This window comes from uncultured Parasphingorhabdus sp., from assembly GCF_963677535.2.
Taxonomy (GTDB): Bacteria; Pseudomonadota; Alphaproteobacteria; order Sphingomonadales; family Sphingomonadaceae; genus Parasphingorhabdus.
The window spans coordinates 543,205-558,290 of record NZ_CAXXUT010000003.1 but is presented as its reverse complement, the minus strand read 5'-3'; the positions used below and the strand labels follow the sequence as shown (position 1 = coordinate 558,290).

The 15,086-nt window shown below is 58.9% G+C and carries 15 protein-coding genes; 11 read left to right on the top strand and 4 right to left on the bottom strand.

From position 1 onward, the window contains the following. Positions 1–72 precede the first annotated feature (72 nt). Positions 73–1,641, bottom strand: coding sequence for a M23 family metallopeptidase (locus tag ACHZCJ_RS09610; protein ID WP_321325934.1), 1,569 nt, complete (start codon positions 1,639–1,641; stop codon positions 73–75). Between the two features lie 206 nt (positions 1,642–1,847). Between ACHZCJ_RS09610 and ACHZCJ_RS09605 the strand changes: the two genes are divergently transcribed. The 7 genes from ACHZCJ_RS09605 (at position 1,848) to ACHZCJ_RS09575 (ending at position 8,497) form a co-directional block, all read left to right on the top strand. Further along, positions 1,848–4,631, top strand: a complete 2,784-nt coding sequence (locus tag ACHZCJ_RS09605; protein ID WP_321325932.1) for a helicase-related protein — start codon at positions 1,848–1,850, stop codon at positions 4,629–4,631. Positions 4,632–4,640: 9 nt separating this feature from the next. Continuing rightward, positions 4,641–4,943, top strand: coding sequence for an RNA-binding S4 domain-containing protein (locus ACHZCJ_RS09600; RefSeq protein WP_394700091.1), 303 nt, complete (start codon positions 4,641–4,643; stop codon positions 4,941–4,943). A gap of 104 nt (positions 4,944–5,047) precedes the next feature. After that, positions 5,048–5,386 carry a ferredoxin FdxA gene (gene fdxA, locus ACHZCJ_RS09595; protein ID WP_159646032.1) on the top strand — a complete coding sequence of 113 codons (339 nt, stop codon included), beginning with the start codon at positions 5,048–5,050 and terminating at the stop codon, positions 5,384–5,386. Positions 5,387–5,676: 290 nt separating this feature from the next. Continuing rightward, on the top strand, positions 5,677–6,207 hold the full coding sequence (locus tag ACHZCJ_RS09590; protein WP_159646029.1) for a CarD family transcriptional regulator: 531 nt from the start codon (positions 5,677–5,679) through the stop codon (positions 6,205–6,207). A gap of 152 nt (positions 6,208–6,359) precedes the next feature. Next, positions 6,360–7,106, top strand: a complete 747-nt coding sequence (locus tag ACHZCJ_RS09585) for a head GIN domain-containing protein (RefSeq protein ID WP_321325929.1) — start codon at positions 6,360–6,362, stop codon at positions 7,104–7,106. 132 nt (positions 7,107–7,238) lie between these two features. Next, positions 7,239–7,793, top strand: a complete 555-nt coding sequence (locus tag ACHZCJ_RS09580) for a class I SAM-dependent methyltransferase (RefSeq protein ID WP_321325927.1) — start codon at positions 7,239–7,241, stop codon at positions 7,791–7,793. Continuing rightward, a complete protein-coding gene (locus ACHZCJ_RS09575) occupies positions 7,790–8,497 on the top strand; it encodes a GIN domain-containing protein (RefSeq protein WP_321325925.1) in 708 nt (235 codons plus the stop codon). The genes ACHZCJ_RS09580 and ACHZCJ_RS09575 overlap by 4 nt, the downstream gene beginning before the upstream one ends. 1 nt (position 8,498) lies before the next feature. On the opposite strand, the gene ACHZCJ_RS09570 is transcribed toward ACHZCJ_RS09575, so the two are convergent. Beyond that, complete coding sequence (locus ACHZCJ_RS09570) at positions 8,499–8,708, bottom strand: hypothetical protein (protein ID WP_159646016.1); 210 nt, start codon at positions 8,706–8,708, stop codon at positions 8,499–8,501. Between the two features lie 162 nt (positions 8,709–8,870). On the opposite strand from ACHZCJ_RS09570, the gene ACHZCJ_RS09565 reads away from it, so the two are divergent. Together ACHZCJ_RS09565 and ACHZCJ_RS09560 are read left to right on the top strand one after the other, a co-directional pair. Beyond that, entirely contained in the window at positions 8,871–9,074 is a 204-nt protein-coding gene (locus ACHZCJ_RS09565) for a hypothetical protein (protein WP_321325922.1), read from the top strand. A 51-nt stretch (positions 9,075–9,125) separates the two neighbouring features. Continuing rightward, a complete protein-coding gene (locus ACHZCJ_RS09560; RefSeq protein ID WP_321325920.1) occupies positions 9,126–10,484 on the top strand; it encodes a sorbosone dehydrogenase family protein in 1,359 nt (452 codons plus the stop codon). A 1-nt stretch (position 10,485) separates the two neighbouring features. On the opposite strand, the gene ACHZCJ_RS09555 is transcribed toward ACHZCJ_RS09560, so the two are convergent. Both ACHZCJ_RS09555 and ACHZCJ_RS09550 read right to left on the bottom strand, forming a co-directional pair. Then, entirely contained in the window at positions 10,486–11,319 is an 834-nt protein-coding gene (locus tag ACHZCJ_RS09555) for an ATP-binding protein (RefSeq protein ID WP_394700090.1), read from the bottom strand. Then, the gene (locus tag ACHZCJ_RS09550; RefSeq protein WP_321325917.1) at positions 11,319–13,070 is read right to left on the bottom strand and encodes an acyl-CoA dehydrogenase; all 1,752 of its coding nucleotides are present in this window, start codon (positions 13,068–13,070) and stop codon (positions 11,319–11,321) included. The genes ACHZCJ_RS09555 and ACHZCJ_RS09550 overlap by 1 nt, the downstream gene beginning before the upstream one ends. A gap of 52 nt (positions 13,071–13,122) precedes the next feature. On the opposite strand from ACHZCJ_RS09550, the gene ACHZCJ_RS09545 reads away from it, so the two are divergent. Together ACHZCJ_RS09545 and aqpZ are read left to right on the top strand one after the other, a co-directional pair. Beyond that, positions 13,123–14,082, top strand: a complete 960-nt coding sequence (locus ACHZCJ_RS09545) for an L-threonylcarbamoyladenylate synthase (protein ID WP_321325915.1) — start codon at positions 13,123–13,125, stop codon at positions 14,080–14,082. A gap of 116 nt (positions 14,083–14,198) precedes the next feature. Then, positions 14,199–14,921: an aquaporin Z gene (gene aqpZ / locus ACHZCJ_RS09540; protein ID WP_321325913.1), complete on the top strand. Its 723-nt coding sequence runs from the start codon at positions 14,199–14,201 to the stop codon at positions 14,919–14,921. Positions 14,922–15,086 lie beyond the last annotated feature (165 nt).

The following is a 15,086-nucleotide window of genomic DNA, read 5'->3' as shown; positions in this document are numbered from 1 at the left end:
GGGAGAGGCTTAGCGGAGCTGGCAGCGGCGCTCAACTCTTCTGAGAAAAACTTTGCCGGGCGGCGCGCCAGCCTAGCTCTTGAGCGGCTTGGTCAGGCGGTTGATCTCGCGTTCCGGTTTGCTGTGGATAGCGGCGCTCTTCAAGGGCGCCAGCGCCGCTCCTGGTGCCACTTGCTGCAGCTTCTGCAACTCGCCCTTGAAACGGCGCAGTTCGCGTCCGCCCAGTTGCGCCCGTTCAACAAATTTGACCGACCGTGGGTTGATCGTCCGGCCGCCGCGATAGAGCTCATAGTGGAGATGCGGGCCGGTCGACAGGCCGGTCGAGCCGATATAGCCGATGATCTGGCCCTTGCGCACGCGCCGCCCGTTGCGCACTGCGATCCGGCTCATATGGGCGTAACCGGAGGCGAGGCCGCCGCTATGCTGCAGCTTGACATAATTGCCGAAACCGCCCTTGCGTCCGGAATAGATCACCGTTCCGTCGGTGACCGCATAAATGGGCGCGCCATAGCCGCCGCCAAAGTCCAGGCCGCTGTGCATGCGCTTGTAGCGCAGGATCGGATGGCGGCGCATGCCATAGTTGGAGGTGATCCGCCCGTTGGTCGGCCGCGCCAGTTCGCCGCTGGACTGGCCAATGCCGGAAGCCTCGAACCAGTTGGTCCGGCCACCGCTCTGCCATTGCAACAATTGTGCTGTCGGTTTGCCGTCCCGTTCGAGGCCAGCATAAATCAGGTCGCCCACTTCCACTTCGCCGGTTTCGGCGCGGCGATAGGAGAGGATGATATCAAATTCGTCGGTCGCGCGAATATCGCGGGATACAGACAGTTTCGAACCGATGACTTTCAGATATTTCTGGACTGCATCGGCCGGTGCACCGGCCGCGCGGGCCGAACGGTAAAGGCTCGAACCGACAGTGCCCTTGATTCGCAGAGGCGTATCGTCGACGAGGATCGGCTTGCGGTTCAGCTTCAATTGGTCGCCGTCGCGCAATATTTCGAGATTGAGGTCAAAGCGAGCGCGAAAGGCCAGCTGGTCGAGCGGTCGGGCCTGGTTTTTCGCGGGACGACGACCGAGTATCACGTCGATCTTGGTTCCCGGCTTGATATCGGCGAGCGAAACCGCGCCGCTGATCAGGTCATTGGCCCGGGCGGCTTCGCTGCTGGCAACGCCAGCGCGCTGCAATACCCGGCGCAGGCTGTCGCCGCGTCCGAGCGTCGCGACCAGCTCGATTGACGGGCGTTCGGGGCTTTCTGCCAAAGGTCGCACCGCATCGGTCGCCGCCATTCTGATGCCGGTGTCGGATCCGTAAGCCAGCGGTGCAATCATCTGTGAACGGGCCTGATCGGCGCGATAGCCGCTCAGCGGATCGGCCCGATGCCCCGCAATCGGTCCGAAGTCCGGCAGGGCACTGATGGCAATGCCGCACAGCGCTGTCAGCGTTATCAGGCCACGAAACCAGGTGAAACTGCCGATGTCCAGACCGAGATCGGGTACCCAGTCAATTTCGGCAAGATATTCCCGCCATTCGGCAAATTTGTCATCGGAAAGGTTCGTTTCGGTCGACGACGCGGAGAGGGGAGTCGCTGCTATGGCCGCAGACCCCTGAACTTGCATGTTGATATCGTCGATACTCTTGAACAAACGAACCCCTTGGCGATGCAAGTCATGACTTTGCATCCTCTATGTGAGCAACCTCTGTGCAGGAACTTGGTTAAAGTCAAATTAAGGCGCCGTGCAGGCCGTTTACATGCGGTGAATCGTGTAAAATCAAGGCTGTCCGGTCGGCGCCGGCGCTTTTTGCGGCAAGCCTCTTGCAACTGCGCGCCTGATCGGCTGTGGTGTCGGCAATGTCCCCGTTCTTACAGTCGTCTCTTGTCGCCGTTCTCGGTCCGACCAACACCGGCAAAACCCATCTTGCCATCGAACGCATGTGTGCCCACTCGAGCGGGATGATCGGCTTTCCGCTGCGCTTGCTGGCGCGCGAGGTCTATGACCGGGTTGTGGCGCTGAAAGGTGCCAACCGGGTAGCGCTGGTCACGGGCGAGGAAAAGATCATTCCGAAAGACGCGCAATGGTTCCTGTGCACCGCGGAAGCGATGCCGATGGACCGGGAATTCGCCTTTGTCGCGATCGATGAGGCGCAGATCGGCATTGATCCCGAACGCGGACATATTTTTACCGACCGGATGCTGCACGCGCGGGGCCGCGAGGAGACGATGATATTGGGATCGGAAAGTCTGCGGCCGCTGGTCGAGGCCTTGCTGCCCGATGCCGAAATTGTCACCCGGCCGCGGTTTTCTACCCTCAGCTATGCCGGGCCGCGCAAACTTTCCAGGCTGCCCCGGCGATCGGCAATCGTCGCCTTTTCGCTGGAAGATGTTTATGCGATCGCCGAAATGCTGCGGCGCCAGCATGGCGGAGCGGCGATCGTGATGGGCAGCCTCTCGCCGCAGACCCGCAATGCCCAGGTCGAAATGTATCAGGACGGCGAAGTCGACTATCTCGTCGCCACCGATGCGATCGGCATGGGCCTTAATCTCGATGTCACCCATGTCGCCTTTGCCGCGCTGAAGAAATTTGACGGCCGCCGGCGCCGGCCGCTGACCCTGGCGGAAATCGGCCAGATTGCCGGTCGCGCCGGACGGCACCAGAAGGACGGCAGCTTCGGCGTGCTGACCGGTCTCGCCAACTCGGACGCATTGACGCCCGAAGATATCGAGAAACTCGAATCGCATCATTTCCCGAAGCTGGAATGGCTCTACTGGCGCAATGCGGAACCGGATTTCGGTTCGCTCGACCGCCTGATCGGATCGCTGGAGGAATTCCCGCAGGGGCAACGACTGCACGCCGCGCCCGAAGCGGTCGATCTCGCGGTGCTGAAGCGACTGGCGCAGGATCAGGCAGTGGCCGGTCTGGCGCGATCACCCGACACCATAAGGCTGCTCTGGGAGGCGGCCTCGATACCCGATTTCCGCAAGGTCGGCGCCGATCACCAGGCCCGCTTTGTCGCCTCTCTCTGGCCGCATCTCGCCAGCGGCTCTGGCCGCATTCCCCACGCCCGGATGGCACAGGAAATTGCCCGGCTGGAAAATGTCCAGGGCGATATCGCCACTTTGGGCGCGCGGATCGCCGCCGCTCGCAGCTGGAGCTATATCGCGCAAAAATCGCGCTGGGTGGAACAGCCCGAAGCGATGGTCGAGCGCACCCGTGCGCTGGAATCCCGGTTGAGCGATGCAATGCACAGCCAGTTGACCCAGCGATTTGTTGACAAGAGGACACGGGTGTTGATGCGCGGTCTGCTGAAAGATATGCTGCATCAGGATGTCGTCGTCGATGACGACGGCAAGGTCCTGGTCGAGGGACAGGAAATAGGAACACTCAAGGGCTTTCAATTTGTCGTGCCTTCCGATAGCCGGAGAGAAGATCGAAAAATGCTGCTGGCTGCAGCAGAAAGATATTTGGGACGGATTATGACGGACAATGCAGACGCTCTTGCCAAGGCACCGGACTCCGTCCTGAAGCTGGTACCCGATGCCGACGGTCAGCCGGCTATTCTGTGGGGTGATAGCCGGCTTGCGGTGCTGGTCAGGGGCAAGACCCTGCTGCAGCCCGAGATCAGGTTCGAGCGCTCGATCAAGGATATGACGCCCGAGGACAGCCAGAAGGTCATGGACCGGGTCAAGGCCTGGGTCGATGCGATGAAGGCGAAGCATCTTCAGGGTCTGGTCAGAATTGATGCGCTCGCCAACGAACCGGAGACGCCGGCGGCGGTGCGGGCGCTGTTTGCGCAGATTGTCGACGCCGGGGGCATTCTCTCGCGCCGCGATATCGATCAGGCGGTCCGGGCGCTGGATAATGACATGCGCGGCCATGCGCGACGCGCCGGTCTGGTCTTTGGCGCGCTCGATATATTCCATCACGCGCTGATGAAGCCCGGTGCTGTGCTCTGGCGGACGGCGCTGTTCGCCGCCTATGACGAAGAGCCGATGATCGAGCAGGCGCCAGACAATGCGGTGCATCTGAAACAGGGGACATTTTCCTCTGCCGGTCATGCCACACGGCTCGGTTTCCGCAAGATTGGTGACGAATATGTTCGGGTCGACATGGTCGAACGGCTGGTCAAGCAGGCGCATGAAGCGCGCAAGCAGGATGCGGTATTTGCCGTGGATCCGGCTCTGGCGACGTCTCTGGGCCTCTCGCAAGCGTGCCATGAAGCGCTGCTTGATCTGGCAGGTTTTGTCAAAACCGACGACCGGCCGGCGGTGGTTGAAGCGCCCGCCACCGTGGCAGCTGCATCGGAAACGGGCGCACCAGAAACAGGCGCAGCGGAAAGCGGGGCAGAGGCCGAAAAGCCTGCCGTTCCAGCCGGCGAGACCGAAGCGACAGCGGCCGAAGAGGAGGAAAAGCCAGCCGATGCTACGCCTGCAGAACCCGGGCCCGCCATCCAATATTGGCGCTGGAAAGGGATGGCGCGCAAGAAGAACCAGCATCAATCCAGACCGCGTGAAAAGCATCAGAAGAAAACGAAGGGCAAAGGAGCGCCGGCCAAACGCAAGGCGGAACCGGTTCTCGCTACCGCCGGCGGCGCCTTTGCCGAGCTGGCGGCGCTGCGCGACAGCATGAAAAAATAGGATGCAGGCTTGAGCGGCAAGGCAGCGGATCGCTCTTCCCCGGCACAGCCTGTGCTGCGGATTGACAAGCTGCTCTGGTATCTGCGCTTTGCCCACAACCGGGTGATGGCGCGCAAGCTGGCGGAAAAGGGGCATGTCCGGCTGAATGGACGGCGGATCGAACGGGGCCATGTCAGGGTGCGGCAAGGCGACATTCTCACCGTCCCGCAGGGGCAGGAAGTGCACGTGGTGCGGATCATCTTGTTGCCGGAGCGCCGCAGCAGCGCTGTGCAGGCGCAATCCTGCTATGAGAAATTGCAGACTGGTAATTGAAATAGCGGCGAAACCAACTGTTGACGTGTCAGAAATTGCGCAATAGCTAGGACAAATTCTGCCGTCTCGAGATTGTGGGCCGGTGTTGGGGAGTTCAAGATCAGATGACCTACGTTGTTACCGAAGACTGTATCAAATGCAAATATATGGACTGTGTGGAAGTCTGTCCGGTGGACTGCTTTTACGAAGGCGACAATATGCTGGTCATCAATCCCAGCGAGTGCATCGACTGCGGCGTTTGCGAACCCGAATGTCCGGCCGAGGCGATTCTGCCGGATACTGAGGACGGGCTGGAAAAATGGCTCGAGGTCAACACCAAATTCTCCGAAGAATGGCCCAATATTACGGTCAGCCGTGATCCGCCGGCCGATGCTGACAAATATAAGGGCATGGAGGGCAAATTCGAGGCCTTCTTCTCCGAAAAACCCGGCGAGGGCGATTAAGACCGAATTGGGCCCGAACGGCCGTTGACGATAGTGTCGCGCCGCGGGGTTGGGAATCGGACACAAATTGCCGGAAACGTTCATTTCCGGCCATGATCAGTTGTGCAATGCAACGATAAATTGCTTTTTTGTGACGAATCTGCTACACATGGATCACTTGGCGGCTGGACACCTGACGTAACGGGTGGTGTTCGGTCGCTAAATATATGTACGGAAGGGTTTTTTCGTCGAAATATACGAAATCTGAACGCTAGCAACGTTCTTTTCCATTGAATCAAGAAAGGCTTTTTATGGCTGCGAATGTGCTGTCCTTTGATGTGGGCGATTATGTTGTTTACCCCAAACATGGCGTTGGCCGGGTTATCGAACTGCAAAATGAAGAAATTGCAGGCATGCAACTCGAACTCTATGTTTTGCGCTTTGAAAAAGAACGGATGACCCTGCGGGTCCCGACCAACAAGGCCGAAGGCGTCGGCATGCGCAAATTGTCTTCCGACAAGACACTCAAGGAAGCCATGGAAACGCTGAAGGCAAAGCCCAAGGTCAAGCGGTCGATGTGGTCGCGCCGGGCACAGGAATATGAAGCGAAGATCAATTCCGGCGATCTGGTATCGATTGCCGAGGTGACCCGCGATCTGTTCCGCGCCGATGACCAGCCGGAGCAAAGTTATTCCGAACGGCAGATTTTCGAAGCGGCGTCCAGCCGTTTGGCCCGCGAACTGGCGGCGATGGAAGAAACCGACGAGCCGACGGCTCTGGCGAAGATTCTCGAGATTCTCAATATTGCGGCACCGCAATATTATGAAGTGAAGGAAGATTGATCGATACCGTTTCGGCGTCTGTCGTGTTGAAAAAAGGGGCTGGCACAGAGTTGTGCCGGCCCCTTTTTTCATGTCCGGACGAAGCGCATTTTTCAGTTGATCTCTATTCCGACAGAGCGTATTACTGAGGTAATACAGCAACGGAGGTTTGGATGAAGACGATATTGTTTCTGGCACCCTTGATGGCGCTCGCGGCCTGTGAAGGATCGATTGCAGATGCCGTGGGTGATGCCGCATCCAGCGCCGGCAGCAGCTTTTCCGACGGTACGCCCATCGGCTCGACCGCCAGCAATCCGGGAGCGTTTGAAGGTGTAACTCTGGCAGGACCTGATGATGTTGTTTTCACCACCGCGGATGATTTTTCGATCCGGGCGGAGGGCGATTCCGATGCAATCGAACAGCTGCGTTACAGAATATCCGGAGACCAGATCAAAATTGGCCGGGATAACGATGACAAATTCTGGGGCGATGGCGGCAAGGCGACCATCTATATCAGTGGCCCGGCCCTGAAGAGCGCGAAGCTGGCCGGTTCCGGCGATATGGACGTGGATGCAATGAAAGCGGACGCAGCCGAGCTGAGCATTGCCGGGTCGGGCAATATCAGGGTGAAGAATATTGAAACGGCCTCGCTCAGATCCAAGATCGCCGGGTCGGGCAATCTGGACCTGGCGGGTACCGCCGAATCGGTTGATATATCGATTGCCGGTTCGGGGGATATTAGCGGCAAGGACCTGAACGCCGGGAGCGCGAGCATATCGGTCGCCGGTAGCGGCGATGTGGAGCTGTCCTCCGACGGATCGGTCGACGCCAAGGTCATGGGCTCGGGGGATGTCCGCATTCACGGCGATGCCACGTGCAAGGCACGGGCAACGGGCTCTGGCAACATCAGCTGCGGCTGATCACATAGCCAACATGCTGAAATCGCTTGGCGATCTGTCGCGCATGTGGCAGTTTCCCCAGCGATGGCTAATCTATGGGAAAAATATGCGGTTCCGAGGTTGATCCGCTGCGCCTGTTCGCAGCCGGCGGTCATGAAGGATCGTAGCGCGATCGTGCCGAAAGCCGATGGCGATGTGCTGGAACTCGGCTGCGGTGGCGGGATCAATCTGCAATTTTATGACCGGTCGAAGGTCAACAGTCTAACCGGTCTCGATCCCTCTGCCGAATTGCTCGACTATACCCGCGAGGAAGCGCGCGAGCGCGGTTTCGACATGGAGATATGCGATGGTATAGGGGAAGCCATGCCCTTTGCCGATGCCCGTTTCGATACGGTGCTGACCACCTTCACGCTGTGTTCGGTACAGGACGGCAACCAGGTGATGGCGGAAATGCGGCGGGTCCTGAAGCCCGGCGGCAAGATCCTCTTTCTCGAACATGGCCGGGCACCTGACAAGGGACCGGAAAAATGGCAAAGGCGGATCGAACCGGTGTGGAAACATATTGCCGGCGGCTGCCACCTGCATCGACCGGTCGCCAAGGCAATTGCGGCCAACGGATTCAGGCTGGTCGAAAATGCCGGCCATTATGCGCCCAAGACGCCACGATGGCTCGGCTGGATGGAATTTGGCGAAGCGAGGCCGCAATGAGACTGGTCTCGGTCGCGCTGCTCACCCTTGCGTTGTTGCTGCCGGCTGCGGCACAGGCGGCAGAACGCAAATTTTCCATATTCGGGTTTGAAGACATCCGGATCGGCAATGGCGTGAACGTGGTGCTTGTTTCCGGCAAAGGCCCCTCGGCCCGGGCGGAAGGGGAAACGCGTGAAATTCTGGACCGGGTTTCGCTGCAGAGAAACGGCAAGCAGCTGATTGTCTCTCTAAAGCGCAAATCGCTGAACGGTGACGATCATGACAGTGACGGCCCGGTCACCCTGTATCTCAGCAGCCATGCGGTCAGCAGGATATCACATCTTGGCTCGGGTCGGGTGACGCTGGACAAATTGTCCGGTCGCACTCCACACGTCCGGCTTGGCGGCTTTGGCACTTTGCAGGTCGATGCGGTGGAGGCGGACCGGCTCGATCTGGCCATGACCGGCGGCGGTCAGGTCACCTTGGCAGGCGAGGTTCGCGACGCGCGGATCGAGTTGCAGGGCGCCAGCATGTTTGAAAGCCCCGACCTGACCGTTGAAAAGCTGACATTGATCCACCGGGGCCCGGCGAGCAGCCGCATGACAGTGACCAGGGAGGCGGTCATCACCAACAATGGTACCGGCCAGATCAATATCGCCGGGAAGCCCAATTGTCTGGTAAGGACCGACGGGGCCGCCACTATCCTGTGCAACCCCGACCGCTAGATCAGTGCACTGTGCCGATCGACTGGTCGATGCTTAGCAGAACGCAGAGGCGTTCCACCTGCCGCCATTTGCAATAATGGAGATGATTGCCGAGAGACCGGCTTTTGTCGGCCCGATTGGCTGCTTCCAGACCGGCTTCCTCGCCATAGTTGGTGATCAGCCGTTCGGCATCGCTATAATGGGTGGAGTCAATGAACACGGGTAATTGCATCTTTGGCTCCTGTTTCGGGAGACCTCTTCGTCTCCTGCCTGACAACGAGCTCTACGGTTGACCGGTAGAAATATCTTCAAAAGGCAGGGTTACCGGAAGGTTAAGCATAAGCCTGACGGGAAGCGCTAGCCAATCATGGCGTAGTGGTTTAGGGCAGCGGCCATGAATCCAGAAACTCCGAAACATGCTTCCAATTCTTCCAGTCGCGGCGCCAAAAACCGCAGCGGCGGCGGTATATTCATTGCGATTGGCGCGATCGCCGGCGCTGTTGTCGGCGGCTTTATGGGGCAGCCCTCTGCCGGTTTGCTGACCGGTCTGGCGCTGGGCGTGCTGGCGGCGCTGCTGATCTGGTGGAAGGGCCGCTGAGCATTTCAGAGCGCGCTTGTCAGGACGATTGACGCCACCTATTATCGGCCCATGCTGAAACATATTAGAAATATCGCGATTCTGCTTGTCGTCCTGGGAATCGGTGCAGGATATTATTTCACCCGTGGCGATACTGCCCGCTTGCCTCTTGAAGCTACCACAGGCGTGGAACCGGATCTCACCAACGTCCGTACGGAAAAATTCCCGACCATCAATATTGCCAAAGCTTCGCCCTGGGGCGAAGGCGAGGGGCCGGTTGCTGCCGAAGGATTCATTGTCGAGCGCTTTGCCGAAGGGCTGGACCATCCGCGCAGCATGTTCCGCCTGCCCAATGGTGACCTGCTGGTGGCAGAAACGAACAGCCCGCCACGCACCAACAAGGGGATTGAAGGCTGGGTGATGCGCAATCTGATGAGCAAGGCCGGAGCAGGAACCGAATCGGCCAACCGGATCAGCCTGCTGCGCGACAGCGACAAAGACGGTCAGGTGGACGAGACATTCACCTTTCTGGAAAATCTCAATTCACCGTTCGGCATGGCGCTGATTGATGACACGCTCTATGTTGCCAACACCGATGCGGTCTATGCCTATCCCTATGTGGAAGGCGATACGAAAATAACCGCCGAAGGCCGCAAGGTGGCCAATCTGAACGCGAAGGCGCCGAACAATCACTGGACCCGCGATCTGCTGGCCAGTCAGGATGGCAAATATCTCTATATTTCGGTCGGTTCGAACAGCAATATCGGCGAAAACGGAATGGATGTAGAAAAGCAGCGTGCCGCCATTTTGCAGGTCGAGCTCGCAACTAACAAGAAGTCCATCTACGCCGATGGCATGCGCAACCCGGTGGGCATGGCCTATCTGCCCGGGACCGACAAATTCTACACAGTGGTCAACGAACGCGACATGCTGGGCAGCGACATGGTGCCCGACTATCTGACCGAAGTCCGCTGGGGCGCGCATTATGGTTGGCCCTGGCATTTCTGGGGCGGTCATGTCGACCCTCGGGTTGATCCGAAAAATCTTGATCACCGGCAATATGAGCGGCGTCCGGACTACGCGCTTGGCGCGCATGTCGCACCGCTGGGACTCGCCTTTTCCCATGGCCAGGCGCTGGGCAAGCCCTTTGCCACCGGTGCGGTGGTTGCACGACATGGTTCATGGAACCGTCAGCCTTTGTCCGGCTATGATGTCATCTATGTCAATTTCGATCAGCGCGGTGAGCCCGAAGGCAAGCCGCTCACCATTTTGAGCGGTTTCGTTGACGAGGACCAGCAGGCCCGTGGTCGCCCGACGATGGTTGCTTTTGACCAGACCGGTGCCTTGCTGGTCAGCGATGACGTCGGCGGTATCATCTGGCGGGTGTCGCGCAAAGATGCGGCCAAACCGGCCGCAGCGTCGGAAGAATAGATCAGGTCAGGCTGGTGCTGGCGCGTCCGGCCAATTCGACAATATATTGCCACGCTACCCGGCCCGACCGGCTGCCGCGCTGCTTCGCCCAGAGCAGGGCATCCTCGCGATCGAATTCCAGCCCGTGGACCTCGGCATAGCGGGCGATGATCGCGAGATAGTCCTCCTGTGATGCGGCGTGGAAGCCGAGCCGCAAGCCGAACCGGTCCGACAGCGCCAACTGATCATCGACCGCATCGCGTGGATTGACCGGGTCGTCCTGTTCGCTCATCTGGCGCGGTACGATGTGGCGGCGGTTCGAGGTGACAAAGAGGCGCGCATTGGCCGGCCGCTGGCTGGCTCCGCCTTCCAGCATCGACCGTAGCGTGCGCGGTTCGCTGCTACCCTCTGAAAATCCGATATCATCGATAAATATGACAAACCGCCGTCTGGTCGATGCCAGCAGGGTGAACAGCGCCGGCAGCGTCTCCAGATGATCCGACGGCGCCTCGATCAGGGCAATGTCTTCACCCTGCTTCTGCAGCGTCCGGACCACCGCCTTGGCGAGCGCTGATTTGCCCATGCCACGGGAACCCCATAGCAGCACATCATGCGCAGCATGACCCTGCGCGTGACGCTTCGTATTGTCCAGCAGACGGGTCTTCTGTGTGTCGATCCCGGTCAGCAGATCAATGTCGGTCGGGTCGAAAGCTGCAATGGCTTGGGGAGCAAGCCCGTCCCAAAGAAACGCGTCGCCCGAGGATAGATCACTTGCGCTGATGGTTGGTGGTGCTATCCGCTCTAGCGCATCGGCAATCCGCTCCAGCAGTTCCCTGTTACCGATATCAGCCATCATTAGCCCGCCAGATCGGTGCTGCTCAGACTGTACAATATATCCGCGCCACCTTTGGCCGCAGCCTCCAGGCCGAGCGCTTCGGGAACAATATGATCCAGATAATAGCGGGTTGTGACCAGCTTGGCCTTGAGAAACACATCGTTGCCATCGCCCAGTTCGGCCGAGGCAATCCGGTGCTGTTTTTTCATCAGCATGCCACAGGTCGCGGTCGCCAGCATGGTCATGAAGGCATAGCTTCCCGCCAGCCGGTCATCAATCGACGCATCGCCGCTCGCCATCCACTGCCTGATATTCTCGCAGCTGTCGGCAAGCGCTAGCAGGTTCTCTTCATCCTTCGCCTCGTTGCGGATTTCGGTGATAAATGTCTTCATCGCCTCGCCGCCATCCAGACCCAGTTTCCGGCCAACCAGATCGGCGGCCTGGATGCCGTTGGTGCCTTCGTAGATCGGCGCGATCCGGGCGTCGCGGAAATGCTGGCCGGCACCGGTTTCTTCGATGAAGCCCATCCCGCCGTGCACCTGTACGCCAATAGACGCGACTTCATTGCCGATATCCGTGCCATAGCCCTTGATCAGCGGTGTCAGGATTTCGGCGCGGGACTTGGCTCCCTCGATGCCGAGGGTAGCGCGGTCCACGCTCGACGTTGCGTAATAGAGCAGGGCACGGGCAGCCTGCGTCAGCGCCTTGGACCGGAGCAGCATCCGCCGGACATCGGGATGTTCGATAATCGCAACCGGTTCCTTGCTACCGCTTCCGGCGCGGGCCGACTGGACCCGTTCCGTGGCATAATGGCAGGCCTGCTGGGTGGCGCGTTCGGCGATCTGCACGCCTTGCGAGCCGACGTTGATACGGGCGTTGTTCATCATCGTGAACATCGCCTTCATGCCGCCAAATTCGCCGCCGATCATCTCGCCGATACATTCGTCCTGTTCGCCATAAGCCATGACGCAGGTCGGCGAAGCGTGAATACCGATCTTGTGTTCGATCGATACACAGGTCACATCATTGGGCGCACCGGGATTGCCATCCGCATCCAGATGATATTTGGGTACGATGAACAGGGAAATGCCGCGCGTGCCTTCCGGCGCTCCGGGCGTGCGGGCAAGCACGAGATGGATGATATTGTCGGTCAGTTCATGTTCGCCAAAGGTGATATAGATTTTCTGCCCCTTGATCCGGTATTTGCCGGCATGTTCGCCCTCGGTAATCGGTTCGGCGGTCGAACGCAGAGCGCCGACATCGGAGCCGGCCTGCGGCTCGGTCAGGTTCATCGTGCCGGTCCAGGCACCGGAAATCAGATTGGGCAGATATTGCGCTTTCTGCTCGTCGGAACCGTGGACATGAATCGCCTCGATCGCGCCAAAGCTGAGCATCGGGCAGAGGGTGAACGCGAAATTGGCCGCGCCGCAGGTCTCGAGGATCAGCGCCGAGAGCGAATAGGGCAGCCCCTGTCCGCCAAAATCTTCCGGTCCGTCAATTGATGCCCAGCCGCCTTCTACAAATTGTGCATAAGCTTCCTTGAAGCCATCCGGCAAGGTCACATTGCCTTCGTTCCAGCGGGCTCCGACGGTGTCGCCGATCCTGTTGAGCGGAGCAAATTCGCCCGCGGCAAATTGTCCGATACCTTCGACGATCGCTTCAACCATATCTTCGCTCGCACCGGCAAAGCGGTCATGGGTCGCAAGGTCGCCAATCCCGGCGATATGTTTGAGGACAAAATTCTGTTCGCGACCGGGGGCTGTAAAACTCATCTAATTGCTATCCGTTGTTGCCTGATTTTCCGCTGGGCTATAGCGCAGGGTCATGTCAGGCTCAAATGATCATATTGGCGGTGAAGCACGTCGTTACGGCAAGGCGACGATTGGCGAGGCTGCGGCCCGCTTGCGTGCGGGCGGACTGGTCGCTGTGCCCACGGAAACGGTCTATGGTCTGGCTGCCGATTCGACCAATGCAGTCGCCGTGGCAGAGATTTACCGGACAAAAGGCCGTCCGGATTTCAACCCGTTGATCGTGCATGTACCGGATATCGCAGCGGCCCGATCACTCGGGCGATTGAACGGACTCGCGCTACGTTTTGCCGGAGAGTTCTGGCCAGGGCCGTTGACCCTCGTGGTTCCGAAGGGCAAAGATTGCCCGGTGACGGCGGCGGTTACCGCCGGTCTCGAGACAATCGCCCTGCGTTGCCCTGCGCATCCGGTCATGCGGCAGTTGCTCGAAGAATCAGGACTCTACCTGGCTGCGCCTTCGGCTAATCGCAGCGGCGGGATAAGTCCGACAACGGCGGATCACGTCGCACGCAGTCTGGGCGGGAATGCACCGATGATATTGGATGGTGGTCCATGCCAGCAGGGAATTGAGTCCACGATCGTCGCCGTTGCCGGTGGGAATTACCGAATATTACGCCCTGGTCCGGTAACGCAGGCGCAACTGGAAGCAATTGCCGGCACAGCGCCGCTTCTGGCGAAGACGGACCTAATTGAGGCTCCAGGACAAATGCTGTCGCATTATGCACCCTCGAAGTCGCTGCGCCTCGATGCGGAGACCGCCACTGCGGATGAATATCATATCGGCTTCGGGCCTGTACCCGGAGACCGGAACCTGTCACCGGATGGCGATCTTGCAGAAGCCGCCAGTCAATTGTTTGCTGCTCTCCACGAAGCCGATGCCAGTTCAAAAGCCGGAATTGCCGTCGCTCCGATCACCAACAACGGCATAGGAATAGCATTGAACGACCGGTTGCGTCGCGCGGCAAGCCCGAAATAGCGCGCATTTTACATAACATTACAGGCGGTTGCCTTGGAGAAACCGGATATCCGCCATAGGATAACCCGATATGGTCCGGACTCATGCTGCGTCTTGACCGCAGTGGGAGAAATATCATGACCGTATTGCAAAAGTCTTTGGCCGAGTTTCTGGGAACTTTCTGGCTTGTATTCGGGGGATGCGGGAGCGCTGTGATTTCGGCAGCCTTTCCCGAAGTCGGCATCGGTCTTCTGGGGGTTTCGCTTGCTTTCGGCCTGACCGTCGTCACCATGGCATATGCTATTGGCCATATCAGCGGGTGCCATCTCAATCCGGCTGTCACTATCGGCCTCTGGATGGGCGGACGCTTTCCTGCGCAAGAAATTCCGGTCTATATTATCGCACAGGTTGCAGGCGCGACCATTGCCGCTGCGGCTCTCTATCTGGTTGCTTCCGGAAATGCGGATTACAGTCTTGCGGTAAACGGTCTGGCCTCGAACGGTGTTAGCGAACATTCGCCCGGCGGTTTCGCAATCGGTTCAGGCATCGCGATCGAAATATTGCTGACCTTCTTCTTCCTGATGATCATCCTCGGTGCCACCGATGGTCGGGCACCGGAAGGCTTCGCGCCGCTCGCGATCGGGCTCGGACTGACGCTGATTCACCTGATCAGCATTCCGGTGACCAACACCTCGGTCAATCCGGCGAGAAGCACCGGGCCCGCGCTGATCGAAGGTGGCATTGCCTTGACTCAATTGTGGATATTCTGGCTCGCGCCGATTGTCGGCGCAATATTGGCGGGTATCGTTTACAAGATCATGGGCGGTTCCGGCCAGGAGATCGTCGGCACAGAAAATTAACACTGACTCTATAATAACACATTTAGAGGGCCGGTATGCGAAATCCGGCCCTTTTTGGTTCTATTTCACAATTTTTCTGTTGGTCCCTGTCCGATAGCGACTTAAGACAAATTGAGCAGGGGTGGTAGTGCGCAATATGACGCTTGGCAGGACGTTAATATCGAT